Here is a 23,201-nt window from a genome sequence, read left to right on the forward strand (position 1 = left end):
GAAGTGATGCGCAACACCTTAAACCAATCCCGGCTTATTTCAAGAGGGGTTGCAAAGCACATCACGTTTCCGGGCAATATCATAGCGCACTTCGCACCTATGTACTAGCTTGTTAGTACATGCGGCGATTTAACCCCATAATATCGAGCATCTTAGTGGCAATTTCTTCTACCGAGTAGTTGGTACTATTAAGGCAGGGGATCTGATTCTTGCGATAAAGCGCTTCCACTTCTGCAACTTCCATTCGGCACTGACGCAACGACGCGTAGCGGCTATTTTCCCGGCGCTCTTCGCGAATGGCGGCAAGGCGCTCCGGATTAATGGTCAGACCAAATAATTTATGCTGCAGTGGCTTTAGCGCAGCGGGGAGAACGAGGTTATCCATATCATCGGCAATAAAAGGATAATTTGCCGCGCGAATACCAAATTGCATCGCCAGATACAGACTGGTCGGTGTTTTTCCACAGCGCGAAACGCCCAGTAAAATCACCTGCGCCTGATCAAGATTGCGCAAAGAAATACCATCGTCGTGCGCGAGGGTGTAATCAATAGCCGCGATACGCGCATCGTATTTCGTTAAATTACCGGGATTGAGCCCATGTGTGCGGTGCGCAATGGGGGTGGGATCGAGTTTTAATTCCTCCTGCAGCGGTGCTACCAGCGCCTGAACGATATCCTGACAAAATCCTTCGCTTTGCAAAATAATGGCGCGAATTTCCGGTATCACAATGGAGTAGAACACCAGGGGGCGATTGCCGGTTTGCTGATAGATGGCGTCTATTTGTTCTTTGACGGCACGGGCCCGGCTCTCGTTTTCCACAAACGGCAGCGTAATACTGCTGACGGCAACCGGGAATTGCGACATGACCGCATGGCCTAATACTTCAGCGGTGATAGCGGTTCCATCAGAAATATAAAAGACGTGGCGATCAACTGAACTGTCCATTTAACCCATCCTGAATGACATGCGTAATTCTCTGAAAGCATAAATTAAAACCCTCAACATGCGTATCTCCTTTTTCTCATTTTTAAAATGAAATGCCGTTTTTATTTTTAATGAACTCAACGGTTCATTTTTTTAATTTCCCCTATAAAAAATAAGGAGATACAAAAATGAGAAATTACTCAAGATGATTTATTGATGGGAATCTATCCGAAAAACCAGAAATCGTAATTGCTTACACGATTCACCGTTTTTTCAACGGAATTAATTATGCCAGGATAAAAAAGTAGTTCGACGTTTTCACCCATTCATATATCACAAAAGGATTGTTTCGATGTCCAACAATGGCTCGTCTCCGCTGGTGCTTTGGTATGACCAACTCGGCATGAATGATGTAGACAGAGTTGGGGGCAAAAATGCCTCCCTTGGTGAAATGATTACTAATCTGTCCGGTATGGGGGTTTCCGTACCGAATGGGTTTGCGACCACGGCCGATGCGTTTAACCAGTTTCTGGAACAAAGCGGGCTAAATCAGCGCATTTACGAATTACTGGATAAAACTGACATCGATGATGTGTCCGAACTGGCCAAAGCCGGTGCGCAGATCCGCCAGTGGATTGTCGACACGCCGTTCCCGCCTGAGCTGGAAAAAGCCGTCCACGAAGCCTATGCCAAACTCTCTGAAGACGACGCTGAAGCGTCTTTCGCGGTGCGTTCTTCTGCGACCGCAGAAGACATGCCGGATGCCTCGTTTGCCGGTCAGCAGGAAACCTTCCTCAACGTGCAAGGGTATGACGCCGTGCTGGTGGCGGTGAAGCATGTGTTTGCCTCGTTATTCAACGATCGCGCCATCTCCTATCGCGTGCATCAGGGCTACGATCATCGCGGCGTCGCGCTTTCTGCCGGTGTGCAGCGCATGGTGCGGTCGGATATCGGTTCTTCTGGCGTGATGTTCACCATCGATACGGAATCCGGTTTTGATCAGGTAGTGTTTATCACCTCTGCCTGGGGACTGGGCGAAATGGTGGTGCAGGGCGCCGTTAACCCGGATGAGTTCTATGTGCATAAGCCAACGCTTGCGGCAAATCGTCCGGCCATTGTGCGTCGCACCATGGGGTCGAAGAAAATCCGCATGATCTATGCGCCGACGCAAGAGCATGGCAAGCAGGTGCAGATTGAAGATGTACCGCAGGCCGAGCGCGACCGTTTCTCCCTGACCGACGACGAAGTGCAGGCGCTGGCGAAGCAGGCGGTGCAAATCGAGAAACACTATGGCCGTCCAATGGATATTGAATGGGCGAAAGACGGCCATACCGGTAAATTGTTTATCGTGCAGGCGCGTCCGGAAACCGTGCGTTCGCGTGGCCAGGTGATGGAGCGTTACACGCTGCATGCCCAGGGGCGCATTATCTCTGAAGGCCGTGCCATTGGGCATCGCATTGGCGCCGGTACGGTGAAAGTGATCCACGATATCAGCGAGATGAACCTGATCGAGCCGGGCGATGTGCTGGTAACCGACATGACCGACCCGGACTGGGAACCGATCATGAAAAAAGCGGCGGCGATTGTTACCAACCGCGGCGGCCGTACTTGCCACGCGGCGATCATTGCGCGTGAGTTAGGTATTCCGGCGGTGGTGGGCTGCGGCGACGCGACCGAACGTATTAAAACCGGTGAGAAAGTCACCGTCTCCTGCGCCGAAGGCGATACCGGTTATGTGTATGCCGATCTGCTGGATTTCAGCGTGAAAAGTTCAAGCGTAGACACCATGCCGGATCTGCCGCTGAAGATCATGATGAACGTCGGCAACCCGGATCGCGCCTTCGATTTTGCTTGCCTGCCAAACGAAGGCGTAGGCCTTGCGCGTCTGGAATTCATCATCAACCGCATGATCGGCGTGCATCCGCGCGCACTGCTGGAGTTTGATGATCAGGACGCGAAATTACAAAACGAAATCCGCGAAATGATAAAAGGCTTCGATTCGCCGGTTGAGTTTTATGTCGGCCGTCTGACGGAAGGCATTTCGACACTGGGCGCGGCATTCTGGCCAAAACGCGTGATTGTGCGTCTGTCTGATTTTAAATCTAACGAATACGCCAATCTGGTTGGCGGTGAGCGCTACGAGCCGGAAGAAGAGAACCCGATGCTCGGCTTCCGTGGCGCAGGCCGTTATGTGGCCGACAGCTTCCGCGATTGCTTCGCGCTTGAGTGCGAAGCGGTAAAACGCGTGCGTAACGATATGGGGCTGACCAACGTGGAAATCATGGTCCCGTTTGTACGTACCGTTGAACAGGCAAAAGCGGTAGTTGATGAGCTGGCGCGCCAGGGGCTGAAACGCGGTGAGAACGGGCTGAAAATCATCATGATGTGCGAAATCCCGTCCAACGCGCTGCTGGCGGAGCAGTTCCTTGAGTATTTCGATGGTTTCTCTATCGGCTCCAATGACATGACGCAACTGGCGCTGGGTCTCGATCGCGATTCCGGCGTGGTCTCTGAACTGTTCGACGAACGTAACGACGCGGTGAAAGCACTGCTTTCGATGGCGATCCGTGCGGCGAAAAAGCAGGGCAAATATGTCGGCATTTGCGGGCAAGGGCCTTCGGATCACGAAGACTTTGCCGCCTGGTTGATGGATGAGGGCATTGATAGTCTCTCACTCAACCCGGACACCGTTGTGCAGACCTGGCTAAGCCTCGCCGAACTGAAAAAATAAAGGCAAAAGTAAAATCCCCGACATAATGTCGGGGATTTTTTTATTTCAGCCGCGAACTCGGCGGCGATCACAATAACCAAAAAACGTAAAAAGCCTGGCAATTATTGCAATTGTCCCCTCGTTAGCTTCTTCCAATACTTGAGCCGGTAGTGAGCAGTGCGACGTTAATCTGTCGCGCCATGTTGAAATATTTTTTGACCTCACAAGGCTAATAAAAATGACAATCTCCTCTGTCCTGAGTACAAAAGACAAAATTGGTTACGGTCTGGGTGATATGGCGAGCGCCCTGGTCTGGCAAACCGCAACGCTGTTTCTCGCTTATTTCTATACGGATGTGTTTGGGTTACCCGCCGCCATCATGGGAACCATGTTTTTGGTCGTGCGCGCGGTGGATGCTTTTGTCGATCCTTGCATCGGCGCACTGGTGGATCGTACGCAAACGCGACACGGGCGTTTTCGCCCCTGGCTGCTGTGGTTTGCAATACCGTTTGGTGTGAGCTGCATTATTACCTTTTATGTCCCGGACGCAGGGGCGACGGCAAAAATCCTCTATGCCTGCGTCACTTACGCCATCCTTAGCTTTATCTACTCTGCGATTAACGTCCCTTACTGCGCCATGCCCGGCGCGCTGACGATGGACCCGCACGAGCGCCACTCGCTGCAGTCCTGGCGCTTTGGTTTATCGTTTATTGGCGGCCTGATCGTGACCGTTATTGCCCTGCCGCTGGTGGCACATCTGGGGGCTGGTAACGATCAAAAAGGGTATTTTTATGCCATGAGCATGATGGGCGTACTGGGCATTTTTCTGTTCTTTGGCTGCTTCTTTATGACACGCGAGCGTTTTACGCCGCGCAATGATAGCTCCGGTTCGCTGTTCAGCGATCTCAAATTGCTGGCGAAAAATACGCAGTGGCGCATTGTCTTTGTGTTTAATATTTTGCTGTTAACCGCGGTTGTAACGCGTGGTTCCGCCACGATGTATTACGTCAAATACGTATTACAGCGCCCGGATATGGTATTTACCTTTATTGTTTCGGGCATGATCGCCGCCCTAAGCGGAGCGCTATTATCAGCGCGGTTATTAGGGAAATTTGACCGGGTGCGCGCCTACCAGTGGACAATTATTACATTCGTCGTTTTCGCGGCGCTGATCTTTATTATCCCGCCGACGCAAGTGTGGCTTATTTTTGGCCTCAATATCGTTTTCAGCTTTATTCAGAACCTGACCACGCCGCTGCAATGGACCATGTTCTCTGACGTGGTGGATTACGAAGAGCACCGCAGCGGGCGTCGCCTCGACGGACTGGTGTTCTCGACAGCGTTATTCGCCATTAAATTTGGCCTGGCGCTTGGCGGCGCAGTCGTGGGGTGGGTGCTTGGTGCCGTGGATTATGCGCCGAATCAGGCAGCCCAGAGCGCGACGGTGCTGACGACCATTAACGCATTGTTTACGCTGATCCCCTGCCTGCTGTTTATCTGCATGGTGCTGCTGCTGACCCGCTACAAACTCAATAGCCAGGTTGCCGACAGTATCGCGCAAGATCTGATACGTAAACGCGACGTCAGTGAAAGCGACACGGCAGTGCAAACCGCCCCGGATTTCAATAACACAGGAGTGACCCGATGACTGCTATCTACCAGGACGCAAACCGTCCCGTGGCCGAACGCGTTGCGGATTTACTGGCGCGGATGACGCCGGAAGAGAAATTTGCGCAAATGCATGCGTTGTGGCTGGTGCTTTCAGAAGAGGGAGAGCACCGCGAGCGCACCGATCTCAGCGATGAGTTTGCCGGTGTCAGCGCGCAGGTGGCGCTGGCACAGCGGCTTAAACTGGGGGTCGGGCAAATAACCCGTCCACTGGGCACGCATATAGTGGAGGCGAAGCGCGGTGTACGCGCGGCTAATCGGCTACAAAAAACGTTGGTGGAAGAGACGCGGTTGGGTATCCCCGCACTGTTTCATGAAGAGTGCCTGGTGGGTTTATTGTGCAAAGACGCGACGTTATTTCCCTCCTCGCTGAACTACGGTTCCACCTGGGATCCGCAACTTGTGCAACGTGCCGCCCATCATATCGGGCTGGAAGCGCGATCGACCGGATGCAAACAGGGGCTGGCTCCGGTACTGGATGTCTCGCGCGATGTGCGCTGGGGGCGCACGGAAGAGACGTTTGGTGAAGATCCGTGGCTGGTGGGGGTGATGGCGTGCGCCTACGTGAACGGGTTGCAGGGTGAAAAGGGCGATATGCTGGCGACGCTCAAACACTATGTTGGCCACTCGTTTAGCGAAGGCGCGCGTAACCATGCCCCGGTACACCTCGGCTTTTGCGAGCTGAACGACACCTTTTTGCTGCCGTTCGAGATGGCAGTGAAGCTGGCGAAAGCAGGATCGGTGATGCCAGCCTATCACGACATTGATAACCAGCCGGGTCACAGTGACCATTTCTTGCTCACCACTTTGCTGCGTGAACAGTGGGGCTTCGAGGGCATTATTGTTGCCGATTACGGTGGCGTCAGCCTGCTGCATCAACATCACGGCGTGACACACGATGCCGCGGAATCCGCTGCGCTCTCGTTTAATGCCGGGCTGGATGTTGAATTGCCAAAAGATGATTGTGCACGCCATCTGGCAGAGGCCGTTGAGCGCGGCCTTATCTCCATGGCAAAAGTGGACGAAATTGTCGCCCGCGTGCTGGCAGTGAAATTCCGCCTCGGTTTGTTCGAACAGCCTTATACCGATGAACAGGGTATCGACCTGCAGTCTGCCAGGACGCGGCAGGTAGCGCGCGAGGTCGCTACGCGCTCAATGACGCTACTGGAAAATAACGGCATTCTGCCATTGAACGGCTCGCCGAAAGTGGCGGTAATTGGCCCGACCGCTGACGACCCGCTGGCTTTGCTCAGCGGGTACAGTTTCCCGGTGCATTTGATCATTAGCGATATGCTGGAGGAGACCACGCAGGTCACCACGCCGCTTGCGGCGCTGCGCCAGACGCTGGGCGAGGGGAATGTCCGTTATGCCAAAGGCTGCCATATTATTGAAAAACGTATGGCTGGCGCCCCTGTTTTCCCCGGGGATGCGTCGGGGAAACCGATGCAGCAGTCACCAGTTTCCATGGATTTGAGCCTGATCCCGCACGCGGTGAGCGTGGCGCTGGAAAGCGAGGTGATCATTGCCTGTGTGGGCGATCTTGCCGGGCTGTTCCAGAGCGGGACGGTGGGGGAAGGTTCCGACACGGACAGCCTGACGCTGCCGGGTGTGCAACAACAGTTGCTGGAGGCGTTAGTGGCAACCGGGAAACCGGTCGTGGTGGTCATGACCGGTGGGCGTCCGTATAACCTGCAAGGGCTGGAGTCGCGCGTTGCCGCATGGTTAATGGCGTGGGCGCCGGGGCAGGAGGGCGGCCGGGCGATTGCCGATGTATTGACCGGGCGGGCAGAGCCGCAGGGGCGTCTGGTCGTCAGCGTGCCGAAAAGCGCGGGGGCGATGCCCTATTATTACAACCACAAGCTGAAAAGCGGTGGTACACCGTTTGCCTTCCATTTTGGCGCACTTTACCCCTTTGGCTACGGGAAGAGCTGGACGCAGTTCGAGTATATGAACCCGGTGTTGCTGACACCGGATGTGGCGATTGATGGCGATATTCGTGTGCAGGTGCAGGTAAAAAATAGCGGAGATCGCAGCGGCAGCGAGGTGGTGCAACTGTATGTCCGGGATAAAGTAGCGTCAATGGTGCGTCCGGTGCAGGAGCTAAAAGCGTTCCAGCGCGTGGCATTATCACCGGGTGAAACGGCAACCCTGACGTTCATCGTGCCGGTGGATATGCTCAACTTTACGCGCCGTGACGGGCAGCGCATTGTCGAACCGGGTGAGTTTGAGCTGCAAATCGGTGCCTCATCGGCAGATATCCGCGCAGTGCTCACGGTGAACGTTTACGGCGAGACCCGCGAACTTCCCACCGACTGGAAAATGATGAGTCAGTGCGAAGTCAGCCAGTGATAACATCGTAGCCCATCGCTCGATGGGCTATTTTTTTGCACAAACAAACAACAATAACCCGGTTGAAATAACAACCACGCTGCATGACTTACAATTACCTGAGGTATTTGTGCGATCGTAAGCTATTCGTGCCTGCCGCTGGTATATATTTATTGTATTGATAATTACCCCGCATATAATTCCATTCCGTAACTTAGCTGTTCGTTATTTTCTATTTCTCTGTACTTGCAGAAAAAATTTATTGAGATTTTACCTGGTGGGAAAATAGCTGCGCGCCATTATGTCCATTTTATTTGTCATGGTGTGACGGGGTTTGGCGACATTGAACCCGGCGGTATCCGGTGGGTGAACTACGCCTGTGAACGCAGGATTTACAGGGCGCTGCAGGGCCGGTTATGTAACGTCGTTGATCGCGTGCTGTCTCAGCATCATCTTATCAGCAGCTGGCGCAGGTAAATACGTAAGCGGGTTTAGAGTGATCGTGTTTTCACGATTTTAATTTATTAACTATTGCAGTTTTTATTTCGCTGTAGCGGAAGTGATCTATTTACTTGCCTGCAATCGTGTTGAGGTTATTCAAATGAAAGCTTATTTATTCATGTATATCGTGCTCGCATGCGCGGGTCTTAATGGCTGTGCGTCGTATAACGATCATATTCGTGACTGTGACGGACACGATGTGAGCACGATGCATTTAGCACTCGATTATCTACCGATTGGTGCAGCCATTGATAATGGCGCCTGCGCGTTGAGCGGCAACGGAAGCGCGTCTGCATCCGGCAAATAAGTGCTTGAAATGAAAGCGGCGAAAAAAAAGCCCATCGTGGGAGATGGGCAAAGACTACACACAGCAATTCGTTGTTTCACTCAGGGGATTTCCATGCTTATAAATCAAGGTGTTGATTTATAACCGTGAGCTAATAGTAGGCATGTCGATTTTTTGCGTCGATCAGATTCGTCTCATTAGTTAAATGGACGTGAAGAATATATGGGCTAAATCGCGCAATATTTCGCTTTCAGAGGGATCTGATCGGGATTTCGTGTCTGAAATGATAAGTAGTGCTTAATAATAATTAAGGCGGGCTACCCCGCCTTATTATTTTCAGGAGGGGTTATCTAAATCGTCGACTTCGCTTAGCGCATTATCTGCCGCTACCGGTTCGGGCGCTTCATTCACCCACGCGGAGAATAGCCGCCAGGAGACCGCCAGTAATACCGGGCCAATAAACAGGCCAATCATACCGAAAGCGACCAGTCCGCCAATTACCCCTGAAAGAATAAGGATCAGCGGTAAATCCGCGCCCATGCGAATAAGTACCGGGCGGATGAAGTTATCCAGCGTGGCGACAATGCAGCTCCAGACCAGCAACACGGTGCCCCAGGTGGAATCTCCGCTCCAGTAAAGCCAGATAATGGCCGGAACCAGCACCAGTAACGGTCCGAGCTGCACCAGACAGGTCATCAGCATGACCACGGTAAACAACGTGGCGTAGGGCACGCCGGAAATGGCCAGACCAACGCCGCCAAGCACGGCCTGCACCAGCGCGGTGACCACCACACCAAGCGCTACGGCGCGGATAGCCTGGCCTGCCAGCAGCACAGCGGCATCGCCACGTTTCCCGGCAAGACGAATGGCGAAATGGCGGATCCCTCTGGCAACTTGCTCACCGCGCCAGTAAAGCAGGGCGCTGAACAGCAACATCAGGCCGCAGTGCAGCATAAAGCGTCCGATATGCGCGGCCTGGCCGACAAACCAGGTGGTTGTCGCGCCTACGTACGGCCGCAGTTTGGCCATAATGGCACTGCCGCCCATATCCAGCAGGCTGTGCCAGCCCGCATAGAGCTTCTCACCAACGAAAGGGATGCTGTTTAGCCAGGCTAAATCTGGCGGTGACATGGCGCCGGTGCTGATGGCATGGATCACCGGGCCGCTGGAGTCCACCAGGCTATTAACCAGTAGCGCGACAGGAATGATAAACAGCAGGATCAACAGCAGCATCATCACTAACACCGCCAGCGAGCGGCGGCCAAACAGTACGCGTTGCAGGCGTACCAGCAGTGGCCAGGTGGCGATCACCACCGTTCCCGCCCAGGCAAAACCGAGGATGAAGGGCTGGACGACCCACAGACAGGCGATAATCATGATTGCTAAAAACAGTACCGACAGCATGATTTGCGGTACATCCCTGGACTGACGTAGATCAACCATACGATTTACTCACCTTATTGAGTGGCTGAAAATTCGGTGTTTCTGGAAATCACCAGTGATAATGATTAATGATTTCAGCGGTTTTGGACAGTCCGATTCTGCCTGTAATTCTCATGGGCGCATAAGAAAAAAATGTGATACAACGATGAATGCTTAAAGCAAACGATTAACTATTCACAACACTAACAGTCAGGCAGGGTCAAGCATAATGATCCCACAGATTTCCCAGGCACCGGGCGTCGTTCAACTGGTGCTGAATTTTTTGCAGGCTTTGGAGCAACAAGGTTTTACCGGTGATACCGCCACCAGCTACGCCGACAGGCTAACGATGGCGACAGACAACAGTATTTACCAGCTATTACCCGATGCCGTCGTTTTCCCTCGTTCAACGTCCGACGTTGCCTTGATCACACGCCTCGCGGCCGAGCCGCGTTTTCGTACGCTGGTCTTTACTCCGCGCGGCGGCGGTACCGGCACCAATGGGCAGGCGCTGAACCAGGGCATCATCGTTGATATGTCCCGCTATATGAACCGCATTATGGAAATCAATCCTGAAGAGGGATGGGTGCGCGTTGAGGCGGGCGTTATCAAAGATCAGCTCAACCAGTATTTGAAACCCTACGGTTTCTTCTTCGCGCCGGAGCTGTCGACCAGCAACCGCGCGACCCTGGGGGGAATGATCAACACCGACGCTTCCGGGCAGGGGTCCCTTGTTTACGGGAAAACTTCCGACCATGTGCTGGGTGTCCGCGCTGTGTTACTGGGTGGCGATATCCTCGATACGCAGGCGATGCCGGTGGCGCTGGCAGAAACGCTGGGTAATGCCAGCACCGCTATCGGGCGTATCTATAAAACGGTGCTGGAGCGCTGTCGCGATAACCGTCAGCTGATTCTGGATAACTTCCCCAAACTGAACCGTTTTCTTACCGGTTACGATCTGCGTCATGTGTTTAATGACGAGATGACCGAATTTGATTTAACCCGCATTCTGACCGGCTCAGAAGGGACGCTGGCGTTTATTACCGAAGCGCGCCTTGATATCACGCCGCTGCCGAAAGTTCGCCGTCTGGTGAACGTTAAATATGATTCGTTTGATTCCGCGCTGCGCAATGCGCCGTTTATGGTGGAAGCGCGGGCGCTCTCCGTCGAAACCGTAGATTCGAAAGTGCTCAATCTGGCGCGGGAAGATATTGTCTGGCATTCGGTGAAAGAGCTGATTACCGATGTGCCGGACAAAACCCTGCTTGGCCTGAATATTGTTGAGTTTGCCGGTGACGATCAGCCGCTGATTGATGCGCAGGTGCAGTCGCTGTGCCAGCGCCTCGATACGTTAATGGCTAAGGGTGAAGGCGGCGTGATTGGCTGGCAATTGTGCGAAGATCTGACGGGCATTGAGCGCATTTACGCCATGCGTAAAAAAGCCGTGGGGTTATTAGGGAACGCGAAAGGCGCGGCCAAGCCGATTCCCTTCGCGGAAGATACCTGCGTGCCGCCGGAACATCTGGCGGACTACATCGTTGAATTCCGTGCGCTGCTTGATGGACATGGCCTGAGCTACGGCATGTTTGGTCATGTCGATGCCGGGGTGCTGCATGTGCGGCCCGCGCTGGATATGTGCGATCCGCAGCAAGAAGTGCTGATGAAATCCATTTCGGATGATGTGGTGGCGTTGACGGCAAAATATGGCGGTTTGCTGTGGGGCGAGCACGGGAAAGGTTTCCGCGCCGAATATAGCCCGGCGTTTTTTGGCGATCAGTTGTATGGTGAGTTACGCAAAATCAAAGCAGCGTTCGATCCGGAAAACCGGCTGAACCCAGGTAAAATTTGCCCGCCTGAAGGCATTGACGCGCCGATGAAGAAGGTGGATGACGTTAAGCGCGGTACGCTTGACCGGCAAATTCCTATTGCCGTGCGTTCCTCATGGCGTGGCGCCATGGAGTGTAACGGTAACGGCTTATGCTTTAATTTCGATGTGAAAAGCCCGATGTGCCCGTCGATGAAAATCTCGGCGAACCGTATTCATTCGCCAAAAGGGCGGGCAACGCTGGTGCGTGAATGGCTGCGTCTGCTGGCCGATCGTGGCATCGATCCAATTAAGCTGGAAAAAGAGCTGCCGGAAAAGCGGGCCAGTTTGCGCACATTAATCGAGCGTACGCGCAATAGCTGGCATGCCCGTCGCGGCGAGTATGATTTCTCGCATGAAGTTAAAGAAGCGATGTCCGGCTGTCTGGCCTGTAAAGCATGCTCTACACAATGCCCGATCAAGATTGATGTGCCGGAGTTCCGGTCACGCTTCCTGCAGCTCTATCACAGCCGTTATCTGCGCCCTGTACGCGATCATCTGGTCGCCACGGTTGAGAGTTATGCGCCATTAATGGCGCGCGCACCGAAAACATTTAACTTTTTTATGAGCCAGCCGTGGGTGCGTTCCCTTTCCGCGAAGCATATCGGCATGGTGGATTTACCGTTGCTGTCTGTGCCGTCATTGCAGCGTCAGATGGTCGGGCATCGCACGGCGAACATGACGCTTGAGCAGCTTGAACAGCTCGATGCCGCGCAGAAAGCGAAAACTGTCCTGGTGGTGCAGGATCCGTTTACCAGCTATTACGATGCGCAGGTCGTGGCCGATTTTGTTCGTCTGGTCGAACGGCTTGGCTTCGCGCCGGTCGTGTTGCCTTTCTCGCCAAACGGCAAGGCGCAACACATTAAAGGTTTCCTGAATCGCTTTGCCAAAACGGCGCAAAAAACCGCAGATTTCCTTAACCGCGTGGCACAACTGGGCATGCCGATGGTCGGTGTCGACCCGGCGCTGGTGCTCTGCTACCGCGACGAGTACAAGCTGGCGTTAGGCGATAAGCGTGGGGACTTTCATGTGCAACTGGTGCATGAATGGCTGCCAGCGGCGCTGGATAACATCGGTGAACGCGCGCTCAGCGGTGAGCCCTGGTATCTGTTCGGCCACTGCACAGAAGTGACTGCGCTACCGGGTGCTACGGGGCAATGGGCGTCGATTTTTGCGCGTTTCGGCGCGGTACTGGAAAATGTCAGCGTTGGCTGCTGCGGCATGGCCGGAACCTATGGTCATGAAGTGAAGAACCATGCCAGTTCGCTGGGCATTTATGAGCTTTCCTGGCATCAGGCGATGCAGCGTTTGCCGCGTAATCGCTGTCTGGCAACCGGCTACTCTTGCCGCAGCCAGGTTAAACGAATCGAAGGGAATGGCGTGCGCCATCCACTACAGGCATTACTGGAGATTTTGGGATGATCTGGAAACGTGCGGTTACGCTGGAAGCCCTGAATGCAATGGGTGATGGCAATATGGTGGGGTTGCTGGATATTCGCTTTGAACGCATCAGTGACGATGCGCTGGAGGCGAGTATGCCGGTAGATCAACGAACGCATCAGCCGTTTGGCCTGTTACACGGTGGTGCGTCGGTGGTGCTGGCGGAAACGCTCGGTTCTGTTGCCGGCTATTTGTGTACGGAAGGGGAACAGAAAGTGGTGGGGCTGGAGGTCAACGCCAACCACTTGCGCTCGGTGCGCAGCGGGCGCGTGCGCGGTGTTTGTCGGGCGTTGCATACGGGGGGGCGGCATCAGGTCTGGCAAATCGATATTTATGACGAACAATCCCGCCTGTGTTGTTCATCACGGCTGACCACGGCAATTGTCTAATCATTTTCGGCGGTATAACCGCCGAAAAATCTTCATTTTTTATTCATTATTCTGCGCATTAGATTTTAGCTCTTCGTGCTATATTGTCCGGCACTGGATGTACCGCCCGATTGTCTTCAACCGGCGCGAGTGGCTGTAACGCGTAATGACCTGATGAAGTGATTCATTGTCTCTTTAAGCGCTACTGAATTAAGGCTTTTAGGTAACAATGATGACACCGTTTAAGCGCGAATTTTTACACCCACGCCATTGGGTGACATGGGCCGGATTAGGTTTGCTCTGGCTGCTCGTTCAACTTCCTTATCCTGTTCTTGCCCGCCTTGGCGCGGGGCTGGGGCGGCAATCACGTCGATTCCTGCAGCGCCGTGAGCGTATCGCCCGCCGTAATCTCGAATTATGTTTCCCCCATATGAGCGATGAACTGCGTGAGCGGCTGATTGCGAAAAACTTTATGTCGTTGGGCATGGGGTTGATTGAAACCGGCATGGCGTGGTTCTGGTCGGATAAGCGTGTACGCCGCTGGTTTGATGTCGAAGGCTATCAGCATTTGCAGACCGCCCAGGCCAGCCAGCGTGGTGTGATGGTGGTCGGTGTGCATTTTATGTCGCTGGAGCTCGGCGGGCGCGTAATGGGGCTTTGTCAGCCAATGATGGCAACCTATCGCCCGCATAATAATGCGTTGATGGAATGGGTACAGACGCGCGGGCGTATGCGTTCCAATAAATCGATGATTGATCGCCGTAACCTGAAAGGTCTGGTCAATGCGCTGAAACTAGGGGAAGCCGTTTGGTTCGCGCCGGATCAGGATTACGGTCGCAAAGGCAGTATTTTCGCCCCGTTCTTCAGTGTGCAAAACGCGGCCACCACCAACGGCACCTACGTTTTATCGCGCCTTTCCGGGGCGAAAATGTTGACGGTCACGATGGTGCGTAAAGAGGATTGCTCCGGTTATTCGCTGCATATCGGCCAGGCGCTGAATGACTATCCGGTTCAGGATGAGTTTGCTGCCGCCAGCTACATGAACAAAGTGATTGAGCGCGAAATCCTGCGCGCACCGGAGCAGTATCTCTGGATCCACCGGCGTTTTAAAACCCGCCCGGTCGGCGAACCTTCGCTTTATAACTAACCTTTGTTAACGCGCCCCTTCTCAGGGGCGTTGTATTATTCTGTTGCCAACAACATGTATACGGGATGGTTATGGTCAAGTTTATTGCGGGCGGCTGTTTAGCCTTATTATCGGCGTATTCATCGGCTGCGGGTATCACGCTGCAGTGTGATGAATACCGCGCCAGCGTCGAACCGGATGGGCTCACTGTCAATGGTCGACATTACACGAATCCACAGGAGAATCCGTATGATATCTCCGATCAATATTCCGGCCGCTCGCTGATTTATACCGACAGCCAGGATCAAAACAAGGCTACCAACTGGGCGGCAATCCATATCATCACGCAGATCGAAACGGGTAAAAAAGCCTTCTTCTATGCGGACAGCAAGCACACCAACGATAAAGCGATCGTCTGCACCCGCGAAAACGCAGAGGAATAGTACACGGGCAGCCTGCCTGGGATAGCGCCTTTACCCAATCACCCGCCAGCGGCTTTTATGTGAGTTTAAAATCCCTCCAGTAACTGGAGTTGCTTAAAGGTTAGCGGGCGGGAAAAGGTGTACCCCTGAATACCGCCGGCGTTATACCTGTTAAGCAGAGCGAGGTCGGCTGTGCTATCCACGCCTTCACAAATCACGTTCGTCCCGGCAGGTATTACGCTGTCAATGAAACGGTGCAGTGTTGAAAGTTTTGCCGGGTGGCGGGCGATGCCATCGACAAGGGAACGATCGATTTTAATAGTATTGAACGCAAACAATTGCAGGCGCTCTGCATGTTCATTTCCACAGCCAAATTTACCGAGTGAAACCATAAAGCCATACTCTTTGGCTTTCTTTAATGCAGGTAACTTACTGATAAATTGAGGATAAGTCATTTTGTCGCTGACCTCAATTTCGATACGTTGCGGGGCAATATTACTGTGCTGGCAGCGTTCAAGGAGCTGGGTAAGATGATCCATATCATTAGCCAGCTGCGGCGATAAAATGAATGAAACCGTCATTGTTTCTTTCATTTTTAGTACATGACAAATAACTTCAAAAATAAAATCGGTTACTTTTCTGCTGACCGCCGTTTCTTCCAACAGAGCGGCTATTTGCTCTGCGGGAATGAGAAAATCCTCAGCGTTATAAAATTGCGCCACCGCTTGATAGCGGAGAATGTTTTTTCCTGAGAGAGTAATGATGGGGTGAAACTCTGCCGTCATCAGGAATTTTCTGCCATTAATTTCCAGTGTGTTAATTTTCATTTTCCTGATTTCGCCCCTACTCAAAAGAACAGGACATTCTTAATAAACAATTTTCAATTCTACACAGGCCCTGATAATGATTGAAAATTGTTTTAAATGATCGATTATCTTATTTTGATAGTCTATATCTATTACTATCATGAAAATGATCGCTTAAATCTATAAATTAACAAAGAAGATTATTCCTAATATCTATATTTTGGCGGTTTTGTGGTGGTGAAATTTACAATAAGTTTGTGTTAGGTTGTTGTTTTATTGTGGAGAAGGTGACTGGCTGCCAATATGCTTAACGCACTCCTGCCCGATGTTTGGCTTATGACAATAAAGCACGAATGAATTAACAATATTAACCATTAGTAAGATGTCTGCTGGTAATGCACGCGTGTTTATAAGCCTGGATCTTTATTCGTTTTTTGGGCCTCGCTGTTTAACCGAGGTATTGAAGGTGTATTCAGGATGCGTTTAAAAATAGATGGCCAAACATAAAAATATAATGACAGTTTTATGACAGTAATAACTGGTCACGAATAACAAGAAGAACGAACGGGAAACGTATTTCCCGTCCGGTTAATTAAAGGGTTAGCAATAGACTATCGCCGGTTGTGCTAATTACCTGGCTTTCGCAATGTAATGAGGGATCAACAATGTTGTTTCAGGAAATCGACGATCAATTGTGACACACATTCAGGATTTTCCCGGTTACTGATATGCGCCGCATTTGGAATCAATGTGAATTGACAACCTAACGCTTCAGCCATCTGTCGCCCTTCCACGGGCGGGCGCGGCAGATCCAGTTCGCCAGTTGCCACATGCGCCGGACAAGCCACAGAATCCAGAATGGTCATCCGATCTGGTCGACCGAAAATCAATTTACCGAGCGGCACAATACTGCTGCGAAGTTGCTCAGCAGAAAGTGAGGAAAGATAAGCGGTGAGTTGCTGAACATCTGCAGGCGCGGCAAACTGCGAATAAAATTGACCGACGATATAGTCGAGTAACTCCGGGGGAATGGTGCCAGTCGCATCGATGGCGTTGAGCATCGCGAAATAACGCTCTCGCGCCAGATCGGTTTCATCGCCGATAAAGGTATCAAATAACATCATCGCCTTAACCCGCGCAGGTGCGGCGGCAGCGAGTTCTGCTCCCCACATTCCACCAACCGACAAGCCGACCACGGCAAACTGGTCGATTTTGAGCGAATCCATTAAAGACAAATGGTCTGCAGCAATATCGGCCAGAGAGGAGGGGGAGCCTGGCAACGCGGGGGATTCGCCATGTCCCCACAAATCTGGCGCTATCACACGAAAGTGCTGGCTGAGCGTTTCAATTTGCGGCGACCACATCGATTTATCAAACAAATAGCTGTGGCCCAACAGCACGGGAAAACCCGTTCCGCTATCTAAATAAGACATCATTGGTTTTGCATTCATCAATACTCTCCTTGTTTGATGGCTCAGCGACGTGAGCGCATTTTCAAAAAAACGAAGATAACTGACTTCATCTGAGAAATGAGGGAGTAATTTCTTATTTTTTGAACGTTTTTTCTTATCCCAGTGCCATTTTCGCTAGAGCGGCCAGAACACCATAACCTCACTCCGGCGTGGAGATAGTTGGGTAAAGCAAAGTTTCCAGGAAGCTGGCTACTATCCATAGCGTTTCGCTGAAAATTGACCATAAACCCACCACCAGAACCACCACCGCGAGCAGTAACAAAATCAACGCTGTTTTATCCATAACTTGCTCAAATCTGGTAAAAAATCCTCGCTTTCGGACACTCATTCCAGCATCCAGTTCAACTTTTTACTATGACTATTTTGCCGTCGACGTGCGGCCTATTGATATCACTGGAGATTAATTTAATAACGCAAAGCGCCGAAGTTTGGGTTATGCGTCTAAGACGCCGTTATGCGCAAAGATAATGTTTTGATAAGCGGGTCACTTTTTACAGTAAAAAATACCGAAACCCTATCTCAATAATAGGCATTGGCTATACATCTTTTCATTTTCATCTCTTACTTGCCGCTGTGCCCACTAAAGTCATTATTTATCAATTTATTAAACAAATTTTCACTTACCTGTAAAGCCTTTGCGCAGAGTCTATGCTTATACCATGTGCCGAAAAAAGGGGCTTATGGGGAATAACCCTTCGGAAAAGAGGTTGAAGTGATAATCATTATCACTAACATAGCATTATGAGCCTTTGATCTGCTGATGTGAGGTAAACGATGGAATCATTTAATCCGCAAGATTTTACGTGGCGGGGGCTAACCATGACACCCGCTGCTGCAGAACATATCCGTGCGCTGGCCAGTAAGCAGGCCGGCGTGCTCGGCGTACGGCTGGGTATCAAGCAGACGGGTTGCGCAGGGTTTGGCTATGTACTCGATACCGTGACGGAGCCGAGCGAAGACGATTTGCTTTACGAATCTGACGGCGCACGCCTTTACGTACCGCTGCAAGCGATGCCGTTTATCGACGGCACCGAAGTGGATTACGTGCGTGAAGGTTTAAATCAGATCTTCAAATTTCATAACCCGAAAGCCCAGCACGAATGCGGCTGTGGCGAAAGTTTCGGGGTATAGGCGGTACTATGTCTCGTAATACTGAAGCAACTGACGATGTCAAAATCTGGACCGGCGGCAACCTCAATTATAAAGAGGGCTTTTTTACCCGGTTGAGCACCGACGAGCTGGCAAAAGGCATCAATGAAGATGTCGTGCGGGCCATTTCAGCGAAACGCAACGAGCCAGATTGGATGCTCGAATTCCGCCTGAACGCCTTCCGCGCGTGGCTGGAGATGGAAGAACCGCACTGGCTGAAAGCGCATTACGAAAAACTGGATTATCAGGATTACAGTTACTACTCCGCACCGTCCTGTGGCAATTGCGACGACACGTGCGCCTCGCAGCCCGGTGCGGTGCAACAGACCGGTGCAAATGCCTGGCTGACGGAAGAGGTCGAAGAGGCCTTTAACCAGCTTGGCGTTCCGGTACGCGAAGGTAAAGACGTGGCGGTCGACGCCATTTTTGACTCCGTCTCGGTGGCAACGACGTACCGGGAAAAATTGTCGGAGCAAGGGATCATCTTCTGCTCGTTCGGCGAGGCGATCCATGACCACCCGGAACTGGTTAAAAAATACCTCGGAACGGTGGTGCCTTCCAATGACAACTTTTTCGCCGCGCTTAACGCCGCCGTCGCCTCTGACGGAACGTTTATCTATATCCCGAAAGGCGTGCGTTGCCCGATGGAACTGTCGACCTATTTCCGCATTAACGCGGAAAAAACCGGCCAGTTCGAGCGCACCATTCTGGTGGCGGATGAAGGAAGCTACGTCAGCTATATCGAAGGATGTTCCGCACCAGTGCGCGACAGCTATCAACTGCACGCGGCAGTGGTGGAAGTGATCATCCACAAAGACGCGGAAGTGAAATACTCCACGGTGCAGAACTGGTTCCCGGGGGATAACAACACCGGCGGCATTCTCAACTTTGTGACCAAGCGTGCGCTGTGCGAAGGCGAAAACAGCAAGATGTCGTGGACGCAATCTGAGACGGGCTCCGCCATCACCTGGAAATACCCGAGCTGCATTCTGCGCGGCGATAACTCGATCGGTGAGTTCTTCTCCGTCGCGCTGACCAGCGGGCATCAGCAGGCGGATACCGGCACCAAGATGATCCATATCGGCAAGAACACCAAATCGACGATTATTTCCAAAGGGATCTCCGCCGGACACAGCCAGAACAGCTATCGCGGGCTGGTGAAAATCATGCCGACGGCGACCAATGCCCGTAATTTCACACAGTGCGACTCGATGCTGATTGGCCCGGATTGCGGGGCGCACACCTTCCCGTATGTCGAGTGCCGAAATAACAGCGCGCAGCTTGAGCATGAAGCCACGACATCGCGTATTGGTGAAGACCAGCTCTTCTACTGCCTGCAACGCGGGATCAGTGAAGACGATGCCATTTCCATGATCGTCAACGGCTTCTGTAAAGACGTCTTCTCTGAACTGCCGCTGGAGTTTGCCGTTGAAGCGCAAAAACTGCTGGCTATCAGCCTTGAACACAGCGTCGGTTAAGAATTAAAGGATAAGAAATGTTAAGTATTAAAGACTTGCAGGTAAGCGTTGAAGATAAAGAGATCCTGCGCGGCCTGAGCCTGGACGTGCGTCCTGGTGAAGTCCACGCGATTATGGGGCCGAACGGTTCCGGGAAAAGTACGCTTTCCGCGACGCTGGCCGGACGTGAAGATTACGAAGTGGTAGGCGGCAGCGTCGAGTTTAAAGGCAAAGATTTGCTGGAGCTTTCGCCGGAAGAGCGGGCCGGTGAAGGGGTGTTTATGGCGTTCCAGTATCCGGTAGAGATCCCCGGCGTCAGTAACCAGTTTTTCCTGCAAACGGCGCTTAATGCGGTGCGTGAATATCGCGGCGAAGAGGCGCTGGATCGCTTTGACTTCCAGGATCTAATGGAAGAAAAAATTAAGCTGCTGAAAATGCCGGAAGATCTGCTTACCCGTTCGGTCAATGTCGGTTTCTCCGGCGGTGAGAAAAAACGTAACGACATTCTGCAGATGGCGGTGCTGGAACCCGATCTGTGCATTCTGGATGAAACGGACTCCGGTCTTGATATTGATGCGCTGAAAATTGTTGCCGAAGGGGTGAATGCACTGCGTGACGAAAAACGCGCATTTATCATTGTTACGCACTACCAGCGGATCCTGGATTACATCAAACCGGATTTCGTACACGTGTTGTATCAGGGACGCATCGTGAAATCCGGTGATTTCACACTGGTTAAGCAACTGGAGGAGCAGGGCTATGGCTGGCTTACCGAACAGCAGTAACGCGCTGCAACAGTGGCATCATCTGTTTGAAACGCAGGGCGGCGCGCGTTCTGATTCGGCGCAGCAGCATCTGCAGCAAATGCTGCGTTTAGGGTTGCCGACACGCAAACATGAAAACTGGAAATACACGCCGCTGGAAGGCTTACTGAACAGCCAGTTTGTGAGTACATCTGTCACGATTAGTGCCGGGCAGCGCGATACGCTGGCATTGCCGGTGGATGCCGTACGACTAGTGTTTGTTGATGGTCAGTTTAACGCGGCGCTGAGCGATGACACCGCAGGTTCTGGTTTTGAGGTCAAATTTGCCGATGTGCGGGAGGCGCTGCCTGCACCGGTGCAGCCGGAAGTGTTCCTGCATCTGACAGAAAGCCTGGCGCAGAACGTGACCTTGATTCAGGTAGCACGTAACCAGCGTCCTGCTAAACCGTTGCTGCTTATGCATATTACTCAAGGGCTGGCGGGCGACGAGATGAATACCGCCCATTATCGCCACCATCTTGAGCTTGCCCAGGGGGCGGAAGCGACAATTTACGAACATTACGTCAGCCTGAACGATGCGCGCCACTTTACGGGCTCACGCCTGACGATGAATGTGGCGGCGAATGCGCGCCTGCACCACGTCAAACTGGCGTTTGAAAATCCGCAAAGCTACCACTTTGCGCACAATGACATCTTGCTTGCGGCGGATGCGGCGGCAGATAGCCACAGTTTCCTGCTCGGCGGCGCGGTGTTGCGCCACAACACCAGTACGCAACTTAATGGCGAAAACACGCAGTTACGCATCAACAGCCTGGCGATGCCGGTGAAAGCGGAAGTGTGCGATACCCGCACCTGGCTTGAGCATAATCAGGGCTACTGCAACAGCCGCCAGCTACATAAAACCATCGTCAGCGATAAAGGCCGCGCGGTGTTTAATGGCCTGATCAAAGTTGCGCAACATGCCATCAAAACCGACGGGCAGATGACCAATAATAATCTGTTGCTCGGACGCCTGGCGGAGGTGGATACCAAGCCGCAACTGGAAATTTATGCCGATGATGTGAAATGCAGCCACGGCGCGACGGTTGGCCGCATTGATGATGAACAGATGTTTTATTTGCGCTCGCGCGGCATCAATCAACAGGCGGCGCAACAGATGATAATCCATGCTTTCGCGGCTGAACTGACGGAAGCCATTAGTGACGAAGCATTGAAACAACAGGTTCTGGCGCGTATCAGCCAGCGCCTGGCAGGGGGCAGAGTATGAGTTTTCCCGTGAACGCCGTTCGCGCCGATTTCCCGGTGCTGCAGCGTGAAGTGAACGGACTACCGTTGGCCTATCTCGACAGCGCGGCCAGTGCGCAAAAACCGAACCAGGTCATTGATGCCGAAGCTGAATTTTTCCGCCACGGGTATGCGGCGGTACACCGCGGTATTCATACGCTCAGTGCGGAAGCCACCCAGCGAATGGAAAACGTGCGGGTGCAGGCAGCGGCGTTTCTTAACGCACGTTTACCGGAAGAGCTGGTGTTTGTGCGCGGCACGACCGAAGGAATTAACCTGGTGGCGAACAGCTGGGGTAACAGCCAGGTGCGCGCGGGCGACAACATTATCATTAGCGCGATGGAACACCACGCCAATATCGTTCCGTGGCAGATGCTGTGCGAGCGCGTGGGCGCGGAGTTACGCGTGATCCCGCTTAACCAGGATGGCACGCTGCAACTGGATGTGTTGCCAACGTTGCTGGATGAACGCTCGCGGCTGCTGGCGATCACGCAGGTGTCGAACGTGCTGGGCACCGAAAACCCGGTGGCGGAAATCATTGCGCTGGCGCATCAGCATGGTGCGAAAGTGCTGGTGGACGGCGCGCAGGCGGTCATGCACCATCCGGTGGATGTGCAGGCGCTGGATTGCGATTTTTATGTTTTCTCCGGGCATAAACTGTATGGGCCTACGGGTATTGGCGTGTTATATGCCAAAGAGGCTATCTTGCAGGATATGCCGCCGTGGGAAGGGGGCGGCTCGATGATCGCCACCGTGAGCCTGACCGAAGGCACAACCTATGCGAAAGCGCCGTGGCGTTTTGAAGCCGGTACGCCGAACACAGGCGGCATTATCGGGCTTGGTGCGGCAATTGAGTATGTCCGCAAGCTGGGGCTGGAAGCGATTGGTGAATACGAGCAGACGCTGATGCATTACGCACTCAATGCGCTGGCGGATGTGCCGGATCTGACGCTTTATGGCCCGGCGCAGCGCAAGGGCGTCATCGCGTTTAATCTCGGGAAACACCACGCCTATGATGTCGGCAGTTTTCTCGATAATTACGGCGTTGCGGTGCGCACCGGCCATCACTGTGCGATGCCGCTGATGGCGTTTTACCATGTTCCCGCCATGTGTCGCGCGTCACTGGTTATGTACAATACGGAAGAAGAGGTGGATCGTCTGGTAACTGGCCTGAAACGCATTCATCAGTTACTGGGCTAACGTGAGAGG

The 23,201-nt window shown here is 52.7% G+C and carries 18 protein-coding genes and 1 other RNA gene; 13 read left to right on the forward strand and 6 right to left on the reverse strand.

The genetic code is table 11. The annotated features are described in order from the left end of the window. Positions 1–112: 112 nt before the first annotated feature. Entirely contained in the window at positions 113–946 is an 834-nt protein-coding gene (locus RT644_RS00635) for a pyruvate, water dikinase regulatory protein (RefSeq protein ID WP_016496328.1), read from the reverse strand. A gap of 331 nt (positions 947–1,277) precedes the next feature. Between RT644_RS00635 and ppsA the strand changes: the two genes are divergently transcribed. The 4 genes from ppsA to RT644_RS00655 all read left to right on the forward strand — a co-directional run bounded on the left by ppsA (position 1,278) and on the right by RT644_RS00655 (position 8,439). After that, positions 1,278–3,656: a phosphoenolpyruvate synthase gene (ppsA, locus tag RT644_RS00640; RefSeq protein ID WP_097407056.1), complete on the forward strand. Its 2,379-nt coding sequence runs from the start codon at positions 1,278–1,280 to the stop codon at positions 3,654–3,656. A gap of 217 nt (positions 3,657–3,873) precedes the next feature. Continuing rightward, on the forward strand, positions 3,874–5,283 hold the full coding sequence (locus RT644_RS00645) for an MFS transporter (protein ID WP_269230854.1): 1,410 nt from the start codon (positions 3,874–3,876) through the stop codon (positions 5,281–5,283). Next, positions 5,280–7,652 carry a glycoside hydrolase family 3 N-terminal domain-containing protein gene (locus tag RT644_RS00650; RefSeq protein ID WP_313625049.1) on the forward strand — a complete coding sequence of 791 codons (2,373 nt, stop codon included), beginning with the start codon at positions 5,280–5,282 and terminating at the stop codon, positions 7,650–7,652. Before RT644_RS00645 ends, RT644_RS00650 begins: the two co-directional genes overlap by 4 nt. Before the next feature lie 580 nt (positions 7,653–8,232). Beyond that, the gene (locus RT644_RS00655; RefSeq protein ID WP_097407059.1) at positions 8,233–8,439 is read left to right on the forward strand and encodes a hypothetical protein; all 207 of its coding nucleotides are present in this window, start codon (positions 8,233–8,235) and stop codon (positions 8,437–8,439) included. Positions 8,440–8,458: 19 nt separating this feature from the next. Here RT644_RS00655 and rprA read toward each other — a convergent pair. Further along, an RNA gene (gene rprA, locus RT644_RS00660) (antisense sRNA RprA) lies at positions 8,459–8,566 on the reverse strand. Between the two features lie 188 nt (positions 8,567–8,754). After that, positions 8,755–9,861: an AI-2E family transporter YdiK gene (gene ydiK, locus RT644_RS00665; RefSeq protein ID WP_269230857.1), complete on the reverse strand. Its 1,107-nt coding sequence runs from the start codon at positions 9,859–9,861 to the stop codon at positions 8,755–8,757. A gap of 208 nt (positions 9,862–10,069) precedes the next feature. Here ydiK and RT644_RS00670 point away from each other — a divergent pair, with 208 nt between their 5' ends. The 4 genes from RT644_RS00670 to RT644_RS00685 all read left to right on the forward strand — a co-directional run bounded on the left by RT644_RS00670 (position 10,070) and on the right by RT644_RS00685 (position 15,081). Next, complete coding sequence (locus RT644_RS00670; RefSeq protein WP_313625052.1) at positions 10,070–13,126, forward strand: FAD-binding and (Fe-S)-binding domain-containing protein; 3,057 nt, start codon at positions 10,070–10,072, stop codon at positions 13,124–13,126. Continuing rightward, entirely contained in the window at positions 13,123–13,533 is a 411-nt protein-coding gene (gene menI / locus RT644_RS00675; protein ID WP_016496321.1) for a 1,4-dihydroxy-2-naphthoyl-CoA hydrolase, read from the forward strand. The genes RT644_RS00670 and menI overlap by 4 nt, the downstream gene beginning before the upstream one ends. 208 nt (positions 13,534–13,741) lie before the next feature. Next, positions 13,742–14,659, forward strand: coding sequence for a kdo(2)-lipid IV(A) palmitoleoyltransferase (lpxP, locus tag RT644_RS00680; RefSeq protein ID WP_313625054.1), 918 nt, complete (start codon positions 13,742–13,744; stop codon positions 14,657–14,659). Positions 14,660–14,730: 71 nt separating this feature from the next. Next, the gene (locus tag RT644_RS00685) at positions 14,731–15,081 is read left to right on the forward strand and encodes a hypothetical protein (protein ID WP_233500380.1); all 351 of its coding nucleotides are present in this window, start codon (positions 14,731–14,733) and stop codon (positions 15,079–15,081) included. Between the two features lie 65 nt (positions 15,082–15,146). Here the strand turns inward: RT644_RS00685 and RT644_RS00690 are convergent, their stop codons facing one another. From RT644_RS00690 to RT644_RS00700, 3 genes are all read right to left on the reverse strand, one after another. Further along, on the reverse strand, positions 15,147–15,887 hold the full coding sequence (locus tag RT644_RS00690; RefSeq protein WP_313625056.1) for an EAL domain-containing protein: 741 nt from the start codon (positions 15,885–15,887) through the stop codon (positions 15,147–15,149). Between the two features lie 638 nt (positions 15,888–16,525). Then, positions 16,526–17,317, reverse strand: a complete 792-nt coding sequence (locus RT644_RS00695) for an alpha/beta fold hydrolase (protein WP_313625058.1) — start codon at positions 17,315–17,317, stop codon at positions 16,526–16,528. A 160-nt stretch (positions 17,318–17,477) separates the two neighbouring features. Next, positions 17,478–17,621 (reverse strand): Ecr family regulatory small membrane protein, encoded by a 144-nt coding sequence (locus RT644_RS00700; protein ID WP_147271666.1) that lies wholly within the window; start codon positions 17,619–17,621, stop codon positions 17,478–17,480. 491 nt (positions 17,622–18,112) lie between these two features. On the opposite strand from RT644_RS00700, the gene sufA reads away from it, so the two are divergent. From sufA to sufS, 5 genes are read left to right on the forward strand one after another with little or no spacing between them, the layout of a single operon-like run. Then, on the forward strand, positions 18,113–18,469 hold the full coding sequence (gene sufA, locus RT644_RS00705; protein WP_065368654.1) for a Fe-S cluster assembly scaffold SufA: 357 nt from the start codon (positions 18,113–18,115) through the stop codon (positions 18,467–18,469). 8 nt (positions 18,470–18,477) lie between these two features. Continuing rightward, positions 18,478–19,965, forward strand: a complete 1,488-nt coding sequence (gene sufB, locus RT644_RS00710; RefSeq protein WP_313625061.1) for a Fe-S cluster assembly protein SufB — start codon at positions 18,478–18,480, stop codon at positions 19,963–19,965. A 17-nt stretch (positions 19,966–19,982) separates the two neighbouring features. After that, positions 19,983–20,729, forward strand: a complete 747-nt coding sequence (gene sufC / locus RT644_RS00715; protein ID WP_016496313.1) for a Fe-S cluster assembly ATPase SufC — start codon at positions 19,983–19,985, stop codon at positions 20,727–20,729. Then, positions 20,704–21,975 carry a Fe-S cluster assembly protein SufD gene (sufD, locus tag RT644_RS00720; RefSeq protein ID WP_313625063.1) on the forward strand — a complete coding sequence of 424 codons (1,272 nt, stop codon included), beginning with the start codon at positions 20,704–20,706 and terminating at the stop codon, positions 21,973–21,975. Before sufC ends, sufD begins: the two co-directional genes overlap by 26 nt. Beyond that, complete coding sequence (gene sufS / locus RT644_RS00725; protein WP_097407066.1) at positions 21,972–23,192, forward strand: cysteine desulfurase SufS; 1,221 nt, start codon at positions 21,972–21,974, stop codon at positions 23,190–23,192. The genes sufD and sufS overlap by 4 nt, the downstream gene beginning before the upstream one ends. Positions 23,193–23,201: the final 9 nt, after the last annotated feature.

Source organism: Kosakonia sp. (assembly GCF_032104925.1).
Classification (GTDB): domain Bacteria; phylum Pseudomonadota; class Gammaproteobacteria; order Enterobacterales; family Enterobacteriaceae; genus Kosakonia.